Source organism: Streptomyces sp. NPDC088747, assembly GCF_044751025.1.
In the GTDB taxonomy this organism is placed as follows: Bacteria; Actinomycetota; Actinomycetes; order Streptomycetales; family Streptomycetaceae; genus Streptomyces.
The window spans coordinates 755,736-772,745 of sequence record NZ_JBIVKZ010000002.1; the positions used below are offsets into that span (position 1 = coordinate 755,736).

A 17,010-nucleotide genomic window follows, 5' to 3' on the forward strand; every position below is an offset into this window, starting at 1 on the left:
GTGATCGGGGCGTCGTCGTCCTCGAAGGCGGCCTGGTCCCTGCCGCGCGGGTTCTTGGTCCTCACAGTGCTTCCTTCAGTTCGCGCGGCACCAGGGTGTGTTCCCAGGGGAGGATTCCGGCGGGCAGCGTGCAGCTGAACGCCGCCGCCTGCATCCGGTCGGCCGGTCGCATCAACAGCCGTGCTCCGGCGAGCAGGTTGCGGACCGTCACGTTCGCGTCCTCCAGGTCGGCGTCGGAGTCGACCGTGACCGTGACCATGAGCGAGAACTCGACCAGGCCGGCGCCGGTGGCCTCCTCGACGGCCGTCTGCTCGGCGGCGCGCACCTCGTTGGCGGCACGCGCCTGCACCATGCCGCGCTTGGAGGTGGCCATGAACTGCGCGGCCCGTCGGTCGGCCTCCACAATGCGTGCCGAGGTCGCCGGGTCGATGGGCCGGTACAGCAGCGCCACCCGCTTGCGGCGGGTACCGGGCGCGTCCTCCAGCAGACCGCGCAGCACCTGGGCGCGTACCGTGCCGCGCGGCGCGAGGGTGAGCATCCAGGTCCGGGAGACCCCGGAGTCGTGCTGGTAGGCGTTGACCTTCTCCACGGCCGCGGCGGGACCGGCGTCCTCCCATTCCAGGCCGGTGCCGCCGTGCAGGGCGCGGGCCTCCAGGACGTCGGCGGCCACCGCCGGGTCGTAGGCCACGCGGACGACCTCGGCGATGCGCTCGGCGGACAGCGGGGCGGCGGGACCGCCGCCGGCGCCCACGATTCCCTGGAGCAGGCCGGGGATGCGGATGGCGAGGTCGGTGAGGATGTCCTCGGTCTTGCGCTTCTGGCCGGGGGTGACGCCGTAGGTCAGGGCGAGGTAGGTGTGCATCTCGGAGGACGCGCTCGGATACCGCTGCACGACCTCCTCCATCACGGCGCGGGCGGCCGGCGGGGCGTCGGCGGTGATGCGCGGCAGCACCTCGTTGGCCAGCCGGGTGCCGGTGTCCGGGGCGGTCTCCACCACCACGGAGGCTCCGCGCAGACCCGGCTCGCTGGACAGCCGGGCCAGCCACTGGCCCCAGGACGCCACCCAGTTGTCGACCTGGTCGGGGTCGACGAGCGATCCGCCGTCGGGCTCGCAGCCGAGCACGATGGTGTAGAGGTTGCGGCTGCGGTGGTGCAGCACGCCGAACGGCTGGTCGTAGGCGTCCCTGCCCTCGATGACCGTGACCCGGCTGAGCAGTCCCGGCGGGCGGAACTTGCCGCCAGGACGCGGGGACAGCGGACCGGAGATGTAGGAGGTCGATCCCTTGGCCTTGCGCCGGAACCAGCTGATGCGCACGGCGAAGAGCTGGTAGACGTTGCGCCCGTCCTGCGTGCGCACAGCGAGCGGCAGCAGGAAGAAGGTCTGGATGACGAGCACGATCACGGTGAGCTGGAGTGAGACCAGCGACATCATCAGGTCGACGACGAGCCCGCCGAACACCGCGACGGTGCCGATGAGACCGAGTGGCCCGAAGCCGGCTCGCCTGGGCCTGCGCCAGTTCCCGTATGTGGGGTCGACGGCAGCGGCTTGGGTGGACATGGGTTACCTGCTTCCCTTCCGGTGGGTGGAACTGGGGTACGGCGCGGCGGAGTTGGGCCGCGCCCCCGTGCTGTGTCCGGGGGCGCGGCCCCGGCCGCACATGCCGTGCGACCGGGGCACCCAGGGGGAGGTCCACGCCGTACCCGGCCTGGTGGCGGTCAGTTGCCGTCTCGGTCGTTGGAGCCCTCGACCCCGCTCTTGGCGACGTCCGTGACTCCCTTGCCGATCTTCCCGGCCACTTCCGCGGCCATGACCATCGCGGCGAGGGCGGGGCCTCCCGCGGCGGCCTTGCTCGCGCCTCCGCCGCCTCCTCCTGTCGAGGACCCGCTGCTCTTCGTATGGCTGCTGCTGCCGCCTTCGTCCCTGCTCGAACCGGAAGGGCTGCTTCCGTTAGCGCCCGAGGGTCCGGAGGAACCGCCGCCTCCGCTTCTGCCGGCCGAGTCGGCCAGGGACTTCGCTCCGGAGGCCAGGCCCCCGGCGACGCCCATGGTGGCGCTCCCGACCGAGTCGCCGCCGAGGGCCGCGGTCGCCGGGACGATCAGTCTCAGCAGTGCCGGCAGGGCGACGGCCGACAGCAGCAGCAGGCCCATTCCGGCGATCTGGGTGTCGACGTCGCTGTGGGTCTCCGACGAGTCGACCATGATGGCGCCGGAGTACAGCACGAGGGCGACCGTCGGCTTGTACAGCAGCCAGGCGACCAGCCAGCCGATGTGCTTGCGCCACCAGGTGCCGCCCCAGTCCGTCATGGACGCGGCGGCGGCCATCGGGAGCGTGCCCACCAGGACGATCATCACGCCGAGCCGGATCCACATCAGGAGCGAGTGGATGATGCCGGAGATGATGAGCAGGCACCCGACGACCAGCAGCAGCATGTCCGGAACGTTGCCGTTGCAGTTGATGCCCTCCAGCAGGTTGAGGAGGGCGCCCTTGAGGAGGTGGTCGGAGAAGTCGTCCATGAGTTTGACGAACAGGCCGATGACGCTGGTCGCGGCCGTACTGACCAGGATGACGCGCAGAATGCCCCTGAGGGCGGTCGCGCCCGTGTCGCCCTTCCGGTCCAGGGCCATCTTGGCGGCGGCGAAGAGGATCGAGCCGCACGCGAGGTAGACGGTGATCCATTGAGTCTGGACACTGATCTTGTCCGACGCGGCCGCGTTGGTCGAGGAGATGCCTCCCACGGCCAGGAAGATCCCGATGGCGCCCTGGATGATGATCTGGGCCACCATGTTGATCATGGTGCCGATGGGGTCGCCGAACATCCCGAGGAAGTCGAGACCTCCGTCGCACCCATCGCCTGCTGCGGCCAGGAACATCTCACGCCTCCCACATGATGAAGCCATTGGGTGTCGCCTGTTTCACGGACGGGAAGAGAGACCCGTCGTCCAGGAGCACCACCTTCCAGTCGCCGTCCCGCCAGCGCACCGATACCGACGTCGACAGGTAGCCGCCCATCGGATTGGTGACGAGCAGCCGTACCGTCGCGGCGTCGTCCGCGTACGACTCCACGGCGAAGCCGGCGAAGCGTCCGACGGCGTTCTCCCCCGAGTTGGCCTCCTCGGCCTCGGCCTTGCTGACGACGAAACTGTCGCGCGACTTCCCGGGCACGACCTGCTGCTCCGCGACGATGCGCCAGGAGGCGCCGCTCAACTGGACGGGAATGACGTGCGCCGCCAGCACTGCCCCGGTGGGTGTGTGGGCGAAGCACCACCACATGGTGGCGTCGGTGTGCAGCGGGCCTGCCGACGGCGAGACGGGCGTCATCATGGTGACGAGCTGCCGCCACTTCACGTCCGTCGGCGCCGCGGTCGGCCGGGCCGTGTCCCCGTCGTCGGTACGACAGTTCTCCGGCCGGCCGCCCGGCCCCGTCCGCACCTGCTGCGGATCGCCGGGAGACAGCGGGCCGCCAAGCCCGGCGAGCGTCTCCCGCTGGCTCGCGGCGACTTCGCCGCTCGGCGGGTTGACCACGAGGGCCACCAGGGACATGACCACGAAAAAGCCCAGGAATATGGCCGAGTTGATCCAGCCTCGCTGTTTGTAGAAAGGCCCGACAACCGGGTCTCTTTTTCGTTGTGCGCCGAACATGTCGATGGCCTCTCCTGTGATCGGGCGCTACTAGAAGAGGAATTCGACGATGGGTCCCGCGGTGGACACGAGTACGCAGCCGCCCAGCACCATGCCGAGTCGGCTGAAGTGCTCGGAGCTCTCGCCGCGCTTCATGGACACGGCCATCATGATTCCGGTGATGAGGACGCCGGCCACACCGGCGGCGGTGCCCGCCCAGGCGGCTATGCCCAGGACGGTGTCCACCGCCTTGGCGAGGTCGTCCGGCGCGCCCGACACGGGCTTGGGAACTGTGGAGGCGGTCTCGCCGTCGGCCACGAGATTGTGCCCGGCGGCGGAGAGAGAAAGCAGGGTGTCCTTCACGGGATTCTCCAGGTGTTGCGGTCAGCGGTGGATGTTTGACGGTCAGAGAATTGGCACGAGTACGAAATTGACGAGCGGTCCTGCGGCGGTGCCGAGGACGCAGGCGCCAACGACGAAGAACGCCCCTCGGAAATAGGTCGCCCCCTCGCCCATTTCGCCGCGTCGCAGCTGCATGGCCATCTGGATGCCCACGATCATCAGGCCCGCCACAGAGGCGGCCGACACGACCCAGGTGAGGATGCCGAGCAGTTCGGCGGCTTGGTTTCCCGGGACGAAGGGGGTGTCGGGGGCGAACTCGTTGGGGTTGATGTCCGCCCTGAAGATCTCGGCGACCGAGAGGATCATCGCGACCTCCTCGCCTTGCCCGCCGGGGCCGCGACACGCCGTGCCAGCGCCCGCACCGCCCTGGGCAGTTGGTCGATCTCGTCGCCGAGGCGCCAGGCAGGCACCCACGGAACGCGGTGCACCTCGGCCGCCGAACGCAGCACGCGCACGCGCCGGCCGAGTGCGCGCGGCAGCGATCCCGGCGCGTCGGCGACCAGCACGATGGCGACGAGCTCCAGTCCCGCGGGGTGGTCCCCCTTGCGGAGCGCGTTCAGGGCGTGGGACGCCGCCCGCATGCCCGCGTTGTGCGTGCGGGCCACCAGCAGCACCTGGCGGGGTTCGCCCTTGGCCGGGTCGGGCCACCTGCGGCCGAGGTCCGCGCCCCCCAGGACCCGCGCGAGCGTACTCGCCCCGGCCCCGCCGTGCGTGGTGATCCAGGCGACCTGCTCACCGTGGTGCCGCAACGGCGAACTGCTCTCCGGTACGGGTGGTTTGGGCAATGCCGTCCGCACCGAGGGCCGCGCCTGCCTGGCCGGTGCGGTCGGTGCCGTCGTTGCGGTCGGTGTCGTCGTGGCCGTAGGTGCCGGCGCGTCCTGCGCCGGTGCGGCCGGTTGTGCTGTCGGCCCGCGGACCCACATCTGCGAGCCGGCGGATGGTGCCGAAGGGACGCCCATGTGCATCCCCCCCTTCCCTCGTGTCGCGTACTGCGACGGATCCCGGATTGAACTGATGGGCCGTCGTGTCCGTTGCGGCGTGCGTGTCCGCGGTGATCCGTCGGGCAGCGACTACGGGAAATCGGGCGACCTGGTTCAAGGGAGCCCGGGGACGCATGTTCGGCAGGCGAAAGCAAGGGGTGTGACGGGCCGTGGGCGCAAGTGGTGGCGGGGAAGAGGAGAGTTCCTCCGACGCCGGGAAAAACACCGTCTACATAGCCGCCGGTCTCGGCGCCGGGGCCTTCGGCTGCATCATCGGGCCGCTGCTCTTCCTGCTTCTCCTCGCCGGGACGATCGTGATGTGCGCCCTCGGATGGATCTTCTGGCCGATCGTGCTCCTCTGCGAGATCGGCATCCTGCCCTGCGACGCCGACAACAGCGGCGGCGGGGGAGTGGACACCGACCAGATCGTGTCGGCGTTCAACAGCGACGGGAAGGCCGCGCTGAAGGAGGGGGCCGTGCCCGACGAGTACCTGTCGGACATCAAGGACGCCGGGGCCGAATGCAGTCAGATCGGCGCCATCGTGATCGTTTCGCAGATCCAGGCCGAGTCGCAGTTCAACCCGAAGCTGGTCGGACTCGACGGCAAAGAGGGCATCTCCCAGCTGCCGCCGGACAAGTTCAAGGAGTTCGGCGAGGACGACGACGACAACGACAAGACCTCGGCCCTGGACGCCTCCGACTCGATCATGGCGCAGGGCCGGTACATGTGCTCGCTGGCCAAGGAGATCGACACCCTTGTCGCCAACAACGAGGTCAAGGGCAACGTCCTGGACATGACCCTGGCGGCGTACACGTCCGGTCTGGACGCCGTCAAGGCGGCGAAGGGCGTACCCGATACCGACAAGGCGCAGAGCTACGTCGTCAGTGTCAGGTCGTCGTTCGCCCTGTACACCGATTCCGTCGACCTGGGGGAGGACGAAGAGGAGTACCCCAGCCTCAGCCCGCGGCCCACGCCCAGCACCACCTGACCGACAGACCGGCAGACCAGCACAGCAAGGAGGCACGACGTGTTCAGCAGGCGCATCCGTCCGGACCGACAGGGCGACATCGCACAGGACCACAACGCATGGGACGACATCGCACAGGACGACAGCACACCGGACGACTCCGCGCGGACGGCGTCCCCCTTCGACGTGCTCATCGGCCACGACGGCAGAGCGACGGTGGACGGTGAACCCCTCCAGGTGCCGGCGGGTGAACCGGTGCACGTCGCCGTGCTCGACATGCTGCACCGCCACGCCCAGGCCGGCGGCGGTCCCGTCCAAGGGGTGATCTTCGACAGACAGGGGGGCGAGGTCACCCTGGTCGAGGTCGCGCCCGACGGTTCGAGCCAGGTCCTGCTGCACGAGAAACACGACGAGGCGGCCTCGGGGGAGGCGGAACCGTACCCGTCCGCCCCACCGCCGACCGAGGCCCCACCCACGGCCCCCGCCCCACCACCGGCGAGCTCTTCGCCTCCCGAGGCTGCCGCTCCAGTGCCGGTGAGGTCTTCGCCTCCTCCCGAGGTTGCCGCCCCAGTGCCGGTGAGGTCATCGCCTCCTCCCGAGGCTGCCGCCCCAGTGCCGGTGAGGTCATCGCCTCCCGAGGTCGCCGCTCCACCACCGGTGAGGTCATCGCCTCCGGTCGGCGCTCAGCCACCGGCGCCGGGGCCTGTTGCTCCGCAGCCCGTCGCCGCGCAGCAGGTAACGGCCACGCCCCCGGCTGCTGTTGCCCCGCAGCCGGTAACCGCCGCGCCGTCGGCCGTGGTTGCCTCGCAGCCGACAACGGCTGCGGACCCGGACCCTGTTGCCCCGCAGCCGGTAACCACCGCGCCGCCGACGGTCGTTGCCTCGCAGCCCGCCGTGGCCGCGCCCTCCCCCGCCTTCGCCTCGGAGCCCGTGTCGGCAGCGGCGCCGGGGATCGCTCCGCAGCAGGCGACGACCCGGCCCCCGGCGCCTGTTGCCCCGCAGTCGACAACAGCCGCGCACCCCCACCCTGTTGCGCCGCAGCAGGTAACCGCCGCGCCCCCGGCCGCTGTTGCCCCGCAGCCGGTAACGGCCGCGCCGCCTACGGTCGTTGCCCCGCAACCGACACCGCAACCGACACCGCAACCGACCCCACCCCCCACCGCAGCCACACCGCCGGCTCCCGGCCACCCCGACGCCCCGCCGCCCGTCGGCGTGACGCACCCGTCGGCCCCCGAGAACGCCCGCCCGGACGGAACACACCCGGCCGCTGTGGGTGGACGGGTTCCGGAGACGGTGGCAGAGGCGGTTGCCTACCCGGTTCCCGAACCCCGGCCGGAGGCCGTTCCGGACGAACTGGCCGAACTCGTTGCGCTGGTGCGCCGCTCGGTGGACGCCGGCGCGCTGGAACAGGCGGCGGCACTCGCCTTCCGGCTGCGCGAGCACACCGCACGCGCCTTCGGCCCGGAGCACCCGTACACCCTTGAGGCCCACGCGCTGGAGGCGTTCGTCGCCCACCGGAGCGAGAACCACCGTCTCGCGACGGCCACTTGTGTCGAACTCGCCCGGATCCGCCACCGCCAGGGCGACCCCCGTGTGCACGAGGAGTTGACGCGGGCGGCCGCCGCCTGGCTGTTGGTCGACGACGTGCCGACCGCCGTTGACCTCGGCCGCGCCCTGCTCGCCGTACTGCTGGCCATGTCGGCGGACGACGCGGAGCACGGCGGCCGGACGGTCGTGGACGCCGCGTTGCCGCGGCTCGTCAATCGGCGTATGCACGACCTGACTTCGGGGTCGGACACCCGGATAACCGGAGCGGCCTGACCCGGAAAGCCCAGCTCAGACCAGCGACAGCGGTGGGGACGTCCCGGTGCGGACGGCCCCACCGCCATGGATGTTTGGGCTCCGGTTGCGGCTTGAACCGCCCGGGGCATGTCAATCACTCGTCAATACGACGTGGAACCCGGCTCGCGAGACTCCCAGCGATCGGGGCTGTTGGACCGGCCTCGACGCCCGACCTTCGCCACGAGGTCACAGAACGAGGGAGTACGACCTTGAGCTGGACCGTGATGGGATCAACTGGAGCGGTCGCCGCCCGGGAACGAGCGATGCGCACGCTGTACGACGACCACGCCAGAGACCTGTACCACTATGTCCTGCGCCTGCTGGGAGGCGATCGGCACCGGGCCGAGGACGTGGTGCAGGAGACGCTGCTGCGCTGCTGGCGCACCCAGAGCATGGAGGACAACCAGCCGCTGCGGCCGTGGCTGTTCCGGGTGGCCCGCAACCTCGTCATCGACGAGTACCGGCTGCGCATGGCCCGTCCCCAGGAGGTCGACGGCACCGCGTGGCTCGACGAACTGCTCGCCAAGTCCGACGACGTGGACCGCCTGCTCTCCTCGATGATCCTCCAGCAGGCGTTCAAGTCGCTCTCGTCCAAGCACCGGCAGGTGCTGTACGAGACCTACTACACCGGCAGATCGACGCGCGAGGTCGCCCTCGTGCTCGGCATACCGCCGGGCACCGTCAAGTCGCGCCTCTACCACGCGGTGCGGGCGCTGCGGATGGCCCTCGGCATCGTCGAGACCCCCGACGAAGTCGTCAGCGGCAAGCACCAGCCCCAGTGGCACACCCCCGCCGCCTGAGACCCGCCCGGCACCGGCCTCACGTGGCCGTCCGGCTCTCCTGTGCGGGGCGATCCCAGGACGGCATCGGGCGCCGCTTGCGCGCGGCGCCCGGCGAGGCCGCCGGCGGCTGCTGTCCGCCCGCGGCGTGCGACGACTCCAGCCACGCCCGGTGCTTCAGGGCGGCGGTGAGCGCCGAACCGTCCTCGCCCGGGATCTGGTTGCGCAGCCTGACCACGGCGATGCCGGCGGACAGCGCGGGATCCAGCTCGGTGATCTCCATCCAGAGCGCCTGGGCACGGACCGCCGCCGCTTCGGCCCGCTCGCCGTTCCCCTGGTAGTGCCAGCGCTCGGCGACGTCACGGAACAGGTGTACGCCGGCCAGCGCGTCGCCCGACAGGGCGGTGACGCGGGCCCGGATCTCGCGGATGCGCAGGGCGTCGGGGTGGGAGACCCCGAGGGTGCCCGCGGCCTGTTCGTCGAGCCGCGCGGCGAGTCCCGCGGCCTTGGCCACTCGGCCCGTCTGAAGAAGCTTCGTGACCAGGGCCAGCGCCCCGGCGTACTCCGCGGGATCCGAACCGGAGTCCGTCCCGAGCGCCGTGGCGAGATCCGTGGCGGCATCCGTCACGCCGCCGGGCTCCGGGTCGGCCTCGGTCCCGCGGCCGGCGGCGGCCGCCTCGGGCACGGACCGGTTCGACGCGGCAGCGGGGCCGAGGTGACGCGCCGCGACCACCCTCGTACCCGGCCCCGTCCGGCCCAGGACAGCCGTCCGGGGACGCCCGGCGGACCCGGCCTCCGACGCGGTCCCCACGATCACGTCCACGTCCATCTCATCGGCGTCGGCGTCGGCTTCGTCCTCGTCGGCCGCCGGGAACGGCGAACCGACGGGCTCGGGGGCCGTGTCCGCGGCGCGCGCGGCGGCCTTCTCCTGGCGTTTCCTCGTCGCCTTGGCGCGCTGTCCGCCGCCCGGGAGCTCCGCCACCGCTCCGTCGGGGGAGATGACCAGAAGCCACACGGTGCCGTCCGGCTCGGTGGCCTCCGCGCGCACCGGACGGCGCAGGCGAGCGGCCGCCTCCGCCACCGTGGCGACGGCCGAGGCGCGGTTGGGGTGCCCGGCGGCGGGCACCAGCGGGCCGGAGACGTCGACCCGGCCGTCGTCGTGCACGGCGAGGGCGTACACCGGCCAGGCCGGCACCTCCGCGTGCTCGTACGTCGTATGCATGAAATCCCTCCGGGCTATTGGACGGTGACGTCGGCTACCCGCCACGTCCCGTCGGCCGCCGTGCGGGTGAGGTGCAGATACGCCACGACGACGGTGGGCTCGCCCGCCCAGTCGTCGCGGCCGAACGGCGTGGCGGTGACGGTCCACTGCCCCCACGCCTCGGTGTCGGTCTCGCCGGGCATGGCGGCGTCCTCGGCCTTGCTCAGCGTGACGACGGTGTAGGCGCGGTGGCCGGCCCACTCCCGCCACTGGGCGCCGGGCACCGAGCGCGGCTGGTGCTCGCGCAGCCGTGCCGCGTACGCCTTGGTCAGCCACCCCGCGTCCGCGGCTCGCAAACCGGCGTCCTGCGGGCCGCTGTCGACGACCGTGTCGGACGTCCACATCACCTTGAGCGCCGACCAGCCGACCGCGTCGGCGTCCCGCTGGTCGACGTCGCGGGGACGGGCCACGCCTCCCTTGGGGGTGCCCTTGGCCCCCGTCGGCAGCGGCTCGGCCTCTCGGGGAGCGGACGGGGTCGGATAACGGCCGGTGTCGGTCGCGGCGGGAGCCGACGCCCGGTCGGCGACGTCCTGTCCGGAGCCGGAGCCCTTGGCCGAGCCCGAGCCCGAGCCCTTGGACGAGCCGGTGCCCGAGCCGCACCCGCCCAGGGCGAGGGCGAGCGCGAGCACCGTCGCGGCCACGGCCGTGGTGTCCCGCTTGCCGGGGAGTGTCATCCGAACCGCCTTACCTTCTGGGACTTCTGCGCGTAGTAGGGCTCGTCGAGGCTGTTGATCCTGACCACGTCGCCGGTCTTCGGCGCGTGGATGAACTGCCCGTGCCCGATGTAGATGCCGATGTGGTCGAAACTGCCGTTCAGGTTGAAACCGATCACGTCACCGGGCCGCATGTCGTCGCGCTCCACCGACTCGCCCGCCAGGACCTGGAGTTGGGAGACGCGCGGGAGGAGGGACTCACCGCCGCTGGCCTGGTAGACCGAGTACTGGACGAGGGACGAGCAGTCGAACCCGATCGTGTTGGCGCCCTGGGCGAATCCGCGTCCGGGCCCCTCGGGTCCGCCGCCGCCCCACGAGTACGGGGTGCCGAGCCACTTCTTGGCGGCGGCCACCACCCGGTCCCCGAACTCGCTCGCCTGCTCGGTCGGTTGAGCCCCGGTGAAGTCGGTCATCGACTCGATGATCTTGGTGACGTAGGCCTGCGTCTCAGGGTACGGGGGCACGCCGTCGTAGTCCTGGACCGCGCCGGGGCCCGCGTTGTAGGCGGCGAGCATCAGCCGGGTGGTGTCGCCGCCGCCCGCGCCGTGCTTCTTGACCTTGCCTGCCAGCCAGCAGTCGTAGCGCGCCTGGGTCATGATGGCGTCGCCCGGCGTGAACGGGTCGGCCACGCCGTCCGGTTCGGGGCTGCCGTCCCGGCTCGCCGCGTCCACACCCCAGGTCGCCCAGGTGCCGGGGATGAACTGGCTGAGCCCCTGGGCGTCGGCGGGGCTCACGGCGGTCGGGTCCCAGTTGGACTCCGCCTTGATCTGCGCGGCCACCAGGGGCGAGCTGACCTCGTCGCACACCTGGCCCGCGCGCTCTATCCACTCCACGTACTCCGTCGGCACGCCCTTGGCGTCCAGCGTGGTGGCGAACCCGACGGGCGCGGCCTCCTTCTTCTGGTCCACGCCGCCCACCACCGACAGGCCGACCAGGGAACCGATCAACACCAGGACGCCGGTACCCACCAGCATCGTCGATCGTGCCTGCGTATGGCCGGTCATCTGCAACCCCCCAAGGAAACCTGCGATCCAGGAACCAAGCGCTCCGGAAGAGCCTCAACTCGCCCTAAATTTCGTATTTCTGATAAATAATGACTTGTGTTGTATTGCTAACTTATGTGTACTATGGGCTTGTTGAGTCAGCAGTGGAAGGAGTTGCCGTGGCGGGTGAGGTACCGGTCGTCAATCCCTGGTTGCCGCAGTCACGCCCTTCCGGGGGCAGCAACGGGAAATCCCTGCGATCGGTTCAGGACGTGTCCACGGAACTCACCGGCCCGGTGGCTCCGCAGGGGGCGGGAGTGCCGCGGCCTGAGCAGGGGCTGCCCGTCGCGGGGCCGAAGTCCGGTGCCGTGCAGGGCTGGTGGTGGCTCGGCGTGCACGGGGGTGCGGGGGTCAGCACGCTGGAGCGGGCCGTGCCCGGGGGGCAGGACGCGGGGCTCGCCTGGCCCGCGGCGGCGCAGTCCCCGGCGGTCGTGCTCGTCGCCCGGTCCAGCGCGAACGGCATCAAGGCCGCGCAGAACGCCGCGCGGCAGTGGGCCTCGGGCATGGTCCCGGGCGTGGACCTGCTCGGCCTGGTCGTCGTCGCCGACGCTCCCGGCCGGCGCCCCCGGGTCCTGCAGAACCTGGTGCGGCTGGTCTCGGGAGCCGTACCCCGCTTGTGGGAGATCCCCTGGGTGGAGCCGTGGCGACTCGGTGAGTCGCCCATGTCCCACCTGCCCAAGGAGTGCGCGCCGCTGGCGCGCGACCTGTCCCGACTCACCCGACCCGCTTAGGGAGACCCGCGTTGTCCAGCCTGTTGGCGGCCGTTCTGGACGCCTCACCGCACCTGACCCCGCTCGGCCAACTGGCCGCGGCGCCCACCGGCCCGCCGGACGTCGGCGGCGGCGAGGCGCCGCCCGGCGCCGAAGGTCTGCTGACGGTGCTCAAGTGGGTGGCCTGGTGCGTCACCGCACTGTGTGTCGCGGGCATCTTCGGCGTGGCCGCCAGGATGGCGCTCGACCACTCCCGCGGGGGCGGCCGCGAGCACGTCAGGGGGCTCGGCTTCGTCCTGGGCGCCTGCCTGCTCGTCGGCTCCGCCTCGGGCATCGTCGGCGCGCTCGTATAGAGACCGATCCGCCGGTGGGCGACCGTCGGTGATCGATCCATTGGAGACCGACCGCCGGGGATTGACTGCCGGTGGCCGATCCGCCGGTGGCCGACCGCCGAAAGTCGACCGCCGGAAACCGCTCCACCGGAGGTCGCCCGCCGGTGACTGATCTGTCGGCGGTGATCTGCCGGTGGCCGGTCCACCGAGGTCAATCCGTCGGAGGCCGACTGCCGGGGATCGACTGCCGGTGGCCGATCCGCCGGTGGCCGATCTGCCGGAGGTAGACCACCGATGGTCGACCACCGGAGACCACTCCGCCGGAGGTTGACCGCCGATGGTCGGTCACCGCCGGTGACCGATTTGCCGGTGACCGACCATCGGAGACCGCTCCACCGGAGGCCAATCCGTCGGAGGCCGACCTCCGGTGACCGGCCGCCGGTGACCGACCGCCGAAAGCCGACCCCCAAGGTCGGCCGCCGGTGACCGACCGCCGGACCGATCCGTCGGTGACCGACCGCCGGAGACCGGCCCACCGGAGGTCAATCCGCCGGTGACCGGCCTCCGAAGGTCGGCCTCCGGAGCCCGATCCGCTCCGTCGGAGACCGATCCGCCCCAGGTCGATCCACGGGGCGGGCCCGGAACGTCCGGTGTCACGGCCGAGAACCTGACGGTAGGTCAGGGGGTCGGCCGGCATCGTGCGTTGCGACCCGCCCGTCACCCGTCGTCCGACACCCCACGAGGATGAGAGAGGGACCATGGCAGAGCCCGGCGACCGCGCGTCGACGAGCGAGCCGCGCAGCCCGTGGCTGAGCGGCGGTTTCGTCAGCGCCGCCGCGTTCATCGGCTTCATCGCCGTCATCGGGACAGTGCTCGCCGTCACCTCGGACAACTCCGCGGAGAGCGTCCCCACCGCACAGGCGCCCGCCGTCCGTTCGACCGGCCCCCAGCCTTCCGGGTCCGTCGCCGACGGCGCCCCGTGCCCCGAACTGTCCGACGAGCGGCAGGACCTGCCCGCCTCCGCACCCGCGGGCGTGACCTGGAGCCTGTACGACAGCGTCGCCCTCCCCTCCTCGAAGAAGGCGGGACCGGCCCTGGCCGGCAAGGACGTCGCACGCTGCTACGCGCACACCCCCGTCGGCGCCCTGCTGGCCACCAGCCAGATCAGCGTGCGCTACCTGGCCGCCGACGACTGGCTGGAGGTCACCCGCACCCAGACCGTCGGCGCGGGCCGCGACGCCTACATCACCGACCGGACCAAGGCCGAGGCGACGGCGGTCCCGGACGACGGCGCCGGCGGTGGCGCCCACGGGCAGATCGCCGGATTCAGGTTCGTCACCTACAACGACACCACCGCGGTGATCCAGACGGTGTGGCGTTTCCCGGACGGCCGGATGCAGGCCGCCACCACGACGGCGCTGTGGCAGGAAGGGGACTGGCGGCTGGAGTACCCGGCCGACCCCGCCGACCCCGCCCCGGTCGACTCCCTCGCCGGATACATCGAGTGGGGAGGCGTCTGATGGCGGGCTGCGACTTCGGCTGGGTACCCCCCACGGTCGGCGGATACTGCGTCGGCGACGGAACGGGCACGACCCCCAAGGACCTCGGCGACACCGGGTTCGACGACATCGCCGAGAGCGCCGCGCAGGCGGCGAGCACCACGGTCAAGGCGCTCGGCAGCGCCTGGATGAACCTGGGCAGTCCCGACCTGGGCGAGGAGGGTGGCCCGGTCGCGTTCCTGCGCGGCTCCACGATCTGGTTCACCACGTTCACCGCCGTACTGTGCCTGGTCGTCGCGGCCGGGCACCTCGCCTGGCAGCGCCGCGGCGAGCCCGCCCGGCAGGCCCTCCAGGGGCTGCTCAACCTGGTGGTGGTCTCCTCCGCCGGAGTGGCCACGGTCAATCTGCTGGCAGTGTCGGGCGACAAGTTCAGCGTCTGGATCATCGACAGGTCCACCGGCTGCCGGCAGATCAGCGCCACCGGGGACCCGGTGGCCAGCTGCGTGGCGGAGTTCGAGAAACGCACCTCGGCCATGCTGGCCCTCGACAGCGCGGACTCGTCGTTCCTCGTCCTGATCATGGCCATGCTCGTGATCGCGGGCAGTGTCGCGCAGATCGCGCTGATGATCGTACGAATGGCCATGCTGGTGATCCTCACCGGCACACTGCCGCTGTCGGCGGCGGCCAGCTCCACCGCCACCGGCCGGGTCTGGTTCCGCAGGTCCGTGGGCTGGCTGCTCGCCTTCGTGCTGTACAAACCGGCGGCGGCCATCGTCTACGCCGCCGCGTTCTCGATGACCGGCGAGACCCAGGAGAACGAGGTCGTCTCCATGGTCTCCGGCGTCGTCCTGATCGTCCTGGCCTGCTTCACCCTGCCCGCCCTGATGCGGTTCGCCGCCCCCGTCGTCCAGGCGGCGGCATCCGGCAGGGGAGGCGCGGGCAAGGCCTCCGCCGGCGCCGGCAACGCGGCGGCGGCCACGGGCGCGCTGCCCGTACCGCAGCTGCGCGGTCCGGCCGCCGGACGGTCGGTGTCCGGGGCCGCGGTGAGCCCGGACGGGCACGGGACCAGCGGGGCGCGCGTCACCCCGGGCGCGAAGGGGAGCGGGCCGACGCCCGCGATGGGCGCAGACGGGGCACGCGGTGCCCCGGACGGCGAGCGCACCGCGGGCGACACCACCTGGCCGCCGCGTCAGGCGGACCCGGCGGAACCGGACACCGCAGAGACAGAGCCCGAGCACCGCTGGGAGGAGCCGGCCGCCGTGCTGTCGCCGGCCGGCCGGCCCACCGAAGACCAGCAGGAGGATTCCCGTGGCAGCCATTGAGGCGACCCAACCCCGCACCTACGGCAACTTCCGCAAGCCCCGTACGTCCGGTCTGCGCGGTCTGTCCCTCGGGGCGACCCTGCTGCTGTTCGCCGGGCTGATCGCCGTCGTCCTGGCCACACTGGTCTCCATATGGGCCGCGCTGGTCCTGGGGCTGGTGCTGGTGATGGTCCTGGCCCCGCTGGCCATGCGGGACCGGCACGGCCGCACCCTCATGCAGCGCGGCGCGGTCCGGATGGCCTGGCGGCGCACCACCTCGTCCGGCGGCCACCACTACCGCTCGGGTCCGCTGGGCCTGACCGGCTACGGCACCTGCCAACTCCCGGGCCTGGCGGCCGAGTCCACGCTGACGGAGGCGCGGGACGGCTACGGGCGTCCGTTCGCCGTGATCACCATTCCGTCGACCGGACACCACACCGTCGTCATCTCCTGCGACGCGGACGGAGCCGCCCTCGTCGACGAGCAGCAGGTCGACACCTGGGTGGCGCACTGGGGCCAGTGGCTGTCCGCCCTCGGCGCCGAGCCGGGCCTCGTCGCCGCGAGCGTCACCGTGGAGACCGCCCCCGACTCCGGAGTCCGGCTCCAGCAGGAGATCGCGGCCAACGCCGTCGACGGAGCCCCCGACCTGGCCAGATCGATGCTCAGGGAGGTGCTGGCCGCCTACCCCGCGGGCTCGGCGCAGATCGCCACCCGGATCGCCCTGACGTACTCCGGCGCGGCCCGCGAGGGCACACCCCGCCGCAGCGTCGAGGACATGGCGCTGCACATCGGCACCCGGCTGCCGGGCCTGACCGCCGGGCTGTCCATGACCGGCGCGGGCACGGCCGTACCGATGACCGCGACCGAGCTCGCCGAGGCGGTACGCGTCGCCTACGACCCCACCGTGGCGTCCCTGGTGGAGGAGGCGCGCGGCACCGGCGGCACCGGGCTCACCTGGGACCACGCCGGACCCATGGCCGCCCAGGAGTCCTGGGACCACTACCGCCACGACGGGGTGTTCAGCGTGACCTGGGCGATGACGGAGGCGCCCCAGGGCGAGGTGTTCTCCAACGTCCTGACCGCGCTCGTGCAGCCCAACCGCGACATCGCCCGCAAGCGGGTCACCCTGCTGTACCGCCCGCACACCCGCGCCGAGGGCGCCCGCGTCGTCCAACAGGACTACAAGAACGCCCTGTTCAACGCCCAGCAGTCACAGATCGGCCAGGCGCGCGACGACGCGGAGCTGACGGCTGCGCGCAGGACCACCGAGGAACAGGCCCAGGGCCACGGCGTGATCCGCTTCGGGCTGCTGATCACGGCGACCGTCAACTCCGCCGCCGAACTGCCCAAGGCCGCCGCGACCGTGGACAACCTCGCCCCCGCCGCCCGCATCGCCGTACGGCCCGTCTACGGCTCCCAGGCGGCCGCCTTCGCCGCGGCACTCCCCCTGGGCCTGGTGCTGCCGCTGCACACGGCGCTGCCGCAGACGGTGCGGGACTCGATGTAGCGCGGCCACGCGTCACGGGACCCGATCCAGGACAACTCGACCCAGTACAGGGGA

General features: G+C 71.8%; 17 protein-coding genes. 8 read left to right on the top strand and 9 right to left on the bottom strand.

Annotated elements, in window-relative coordinates:
* Positions 1 to 61: 61 nt before the first annotated feature.
* From ACIP79_RS07935 to ACIP79_RS07960, 6 genes are all read right to left on the bottom strand, one after another.
* Positions 62 to 1,558 carry an SCO6880 family protein gene (locus tag ACIP79_RS07935; protein WP_401220668.1) on the bottom strand — a complete coding sequence of 499 codons (1,497 nt, stop codon included), beginning with the start codon at positions 1,556 to 1,558 and terminating at the stop codon, positions 62 to 64.
* Between the two features lie 158 nt (positions 1,559 to 1,716).
* The gene (locus ACIP79_RS07940; protein ID WP_401220671.1) at positions 1,717 to 2,871 is read right to left on the bottom strand and encodes a hypothetical protein; all 1,155 of its coding nucleotides are present in this window, start codon (positions 2,869 to 2,871) and stop codon (positions 1,717 to 1,719) included.
* A 1-nt stretch (position 2,872) separates the two neighbouring features.
* Entirely contained in the window at positions 2,873 to 3,541 is a 669-nt protein-coding gene (locus tag ACIP79_RS07945) for a hypothetical protein (RefSeq protein WP_401220674.1), read from the bottom strand.
* Between the two features lie 129 nt (positions 3,542 to 3,670).
* Positions 3,671 to 3,970, bottom strand: coding sequence for a hypothetical protein (locus ACIP79_RS07950; RefSeq protein WP_401220972.1), 300 nt, complete (start codon positions 3,968 to 3,970; stop codon positions 3,671 to 3,673).
* A gap of 54 nt (positions 3,971 to 4,024) precedes the next feature.
* Positions 4,025 to 4,327 (bottom strand): hypothetical protein, encoded by a 303-nt coding sequence (locus ACIP79_RS07955; protein WP_401220677.1) that lies wholly within the window; start codon positions 4,325 to 4,327, stop codon positions 4,025 to 4,027.
* Positions 4,324 to 4,806 (bottom strand): DUF6668 family protein, encoded by a 483-nt coding sequence (locus tag ACIP79_RS07960; protein ID WP_401220679.1) that lies wholly within the window; start codon positions 4,804 to 4,806, stop codon positions 4,324 to 4,326. Before ACIP79_RS07960 ends, ACIP79_RS07955 begins: the two co-directional genes overlap by 4 nt.
* Before the next feature lie 365 nt (positions 4,807 to 5,171).
* On the opposite strand from ACIP79_RS07960, the gene ACIP79_RS07965 reads away from it, so the two are divergent.
* The 3 genes from ACIP79_RS07965 to ACIP79_RS07975 all read left to right on the top strand — a co-directional run bounded on the left by ACIP79_RS07965 (position 5,172) and on the right by ACIP79_RS07975 (position 8,611).
* Positions 5,172 to 5,990, top strand: coding sequence for a transglycosylase SLT domain-containing protein (locus ACIP79_RS07965; protein ID WP_401220682.1), 819 nt, complete (start codon positions 5,172 to 5,174; stop codon positions 5,988 to 5,990).
* Between the two features lie 1,272 nt (positions 5,991 to 7,262).
* Positions 7,263 to 7,790: a hypothetical protein gene (locus ACIP79_RS07970; protein WP_401220685.1), complete on the top strand. Its 528-nt coding sequence runs from the start codon at positions 7,263 to 7,265 to the stop codon at positions 7,788 to 7,790.
* A 230-nt stretch (positions 7,791 to 8,020) separates the two neighbouring features.
* Positions 8,021 to 8,611: a sigma-70 family RNA polymerase sigma factor gene (locus ACIP79_RS07975; RefSeq protein WP_401220688.1), complete on the top strand. Its 591-nt coding sequence runs from the start codon at positions 8,021 to 8,023 to the stop codon at positions 8,609 to 8,611.
* A 19-nt stretch (positions 8,612 to 8,630) separates the two neighbouring features.
* On the opposite strand, the gene ACIP79_RS07980 is transcribed toward ACIP79_RS07975, so the two are convergent.
* Genes ACIP79_RS07980 through ACIP79_RS07990 form a run of 3 tightly spaced genes read right to left on the bottom strand, consistent with a single transcriptional unit; the run spans position 8,631 to position 11,568 of the window.
* Positions 8,631 to 9,812, bottom strand: a complete 1,182-nt coding sequence (locus ACIP79_RS07980) for a hypothetical protein (RefSeq protein WP_401220691.1) — start codon at positions 9,810 to 9,812, stop codon at positions 8,631 to 8,633.
* A gap of 14 nt (positions 9,813 to 9,826) precedes the next feature.
* Positions 9,827 to 10,525 carry a hypothetical protein gene (locus ACIP79_RS07985; protein WP_401220694.1) on the bottom strand — a complete coding sequence of 233 codons (699 nt, stop codon included), beginning with the start codon at positions 10,523 to 10,525 and terminating at the stop codon, positions 9,827 to 9,829.
* Positions 10,522 to 11,568, bottom strand: coding sequence for an NlpC/P60 family protein (locus tag ACIP79_RS07990; RefSeq protein WP_383680093.1), 1,047 nt, complete (start codon positions 11,566 to 11,568; stop codon positions 10,522 to 10,524). The genes ACIP79_RS07985 and ACIP79_RS07990 overlap by 4 nt, the downstream gene beginning before the upstream one ends.
* A 251-nt stretch (positions 11,569 to 11,819) precedes the next feature.
* On the opposite strand from ACIP79_RS07990, the gene ACIP79_RS07995 reads away from it, so the two are divergent.
* From ACIP79_RS07995 to ACIP79_RS08015, 5 genes are all read left to right on the top strand, one after another.
* Positions 11,820 to 12,338: a DUF6668 family protein gene (locus ACIP79_RS07995; RefSeq protein WP_383680094.1), complete on the top strand. Its 519-nt coding sequence runs from the start codon at positions 11,820 to 11,822 to the stop codon at positions 12,336 to 12,338.
* An 11-nt stretch (positions 12,339 to 12,349) separates the two neighbouring features.
* The gene (locus ACIP79_RS08000) at positions 12,350 to 12,670 is read left to right on the top strand and encodes a hypothetical protein (protein ID WP_387182519.1); all 321 of its coding nucleotides are present in this window, start codon (positions 12,350 to 12,352) and stop codon (positions 12,668 to 12,670) included.
* 737 nt (positions 12,671 to 13,407) lie between these two features.
* Complete coding sequence (locus ACIP79_RS08005; RefSeq protein ID WP_401220697.1) at positions 13,408 to 14,169, top strand: hypothetical protein; 762 nt, start codon at positions 13,408 to 13,410, stop codon at positions 14,167 to 14,169.
* The gene (locus ACIP79_RS08010) at positions 14,169 to 15,470 is read left to right on the top strand and encodes a hypothetical protein (protein WP_401220700.1); all 1,302 of its coding nucleotides are present in this window, start codon (positions 14,169 to 14,171) and stop codon (positions 15,468 to 15,470) included. The genes ACIP79_RS08005 and ACIP79_RS08010 overlap by 1 nt, the downstream gene beginning before the upstream one ends.
* Positions 15,457 to 16,956, top strand: a complete 1,500-nt coding sequence (locus ACIP79_RS08015) for an SCO6880 family protein (protein ID WP_401220703.1) — start codon at positions 15,457 to 15,459, stop codon at positions 16,954 to 16,956. The genes ACIP79_RS08010 and ACIP79_RS08015 overlap by 14 nt, the downstream gene beginning before the upstream one ends.
* Positions 16,957 to 17,010: the final 54 nt, after the last annotated feature.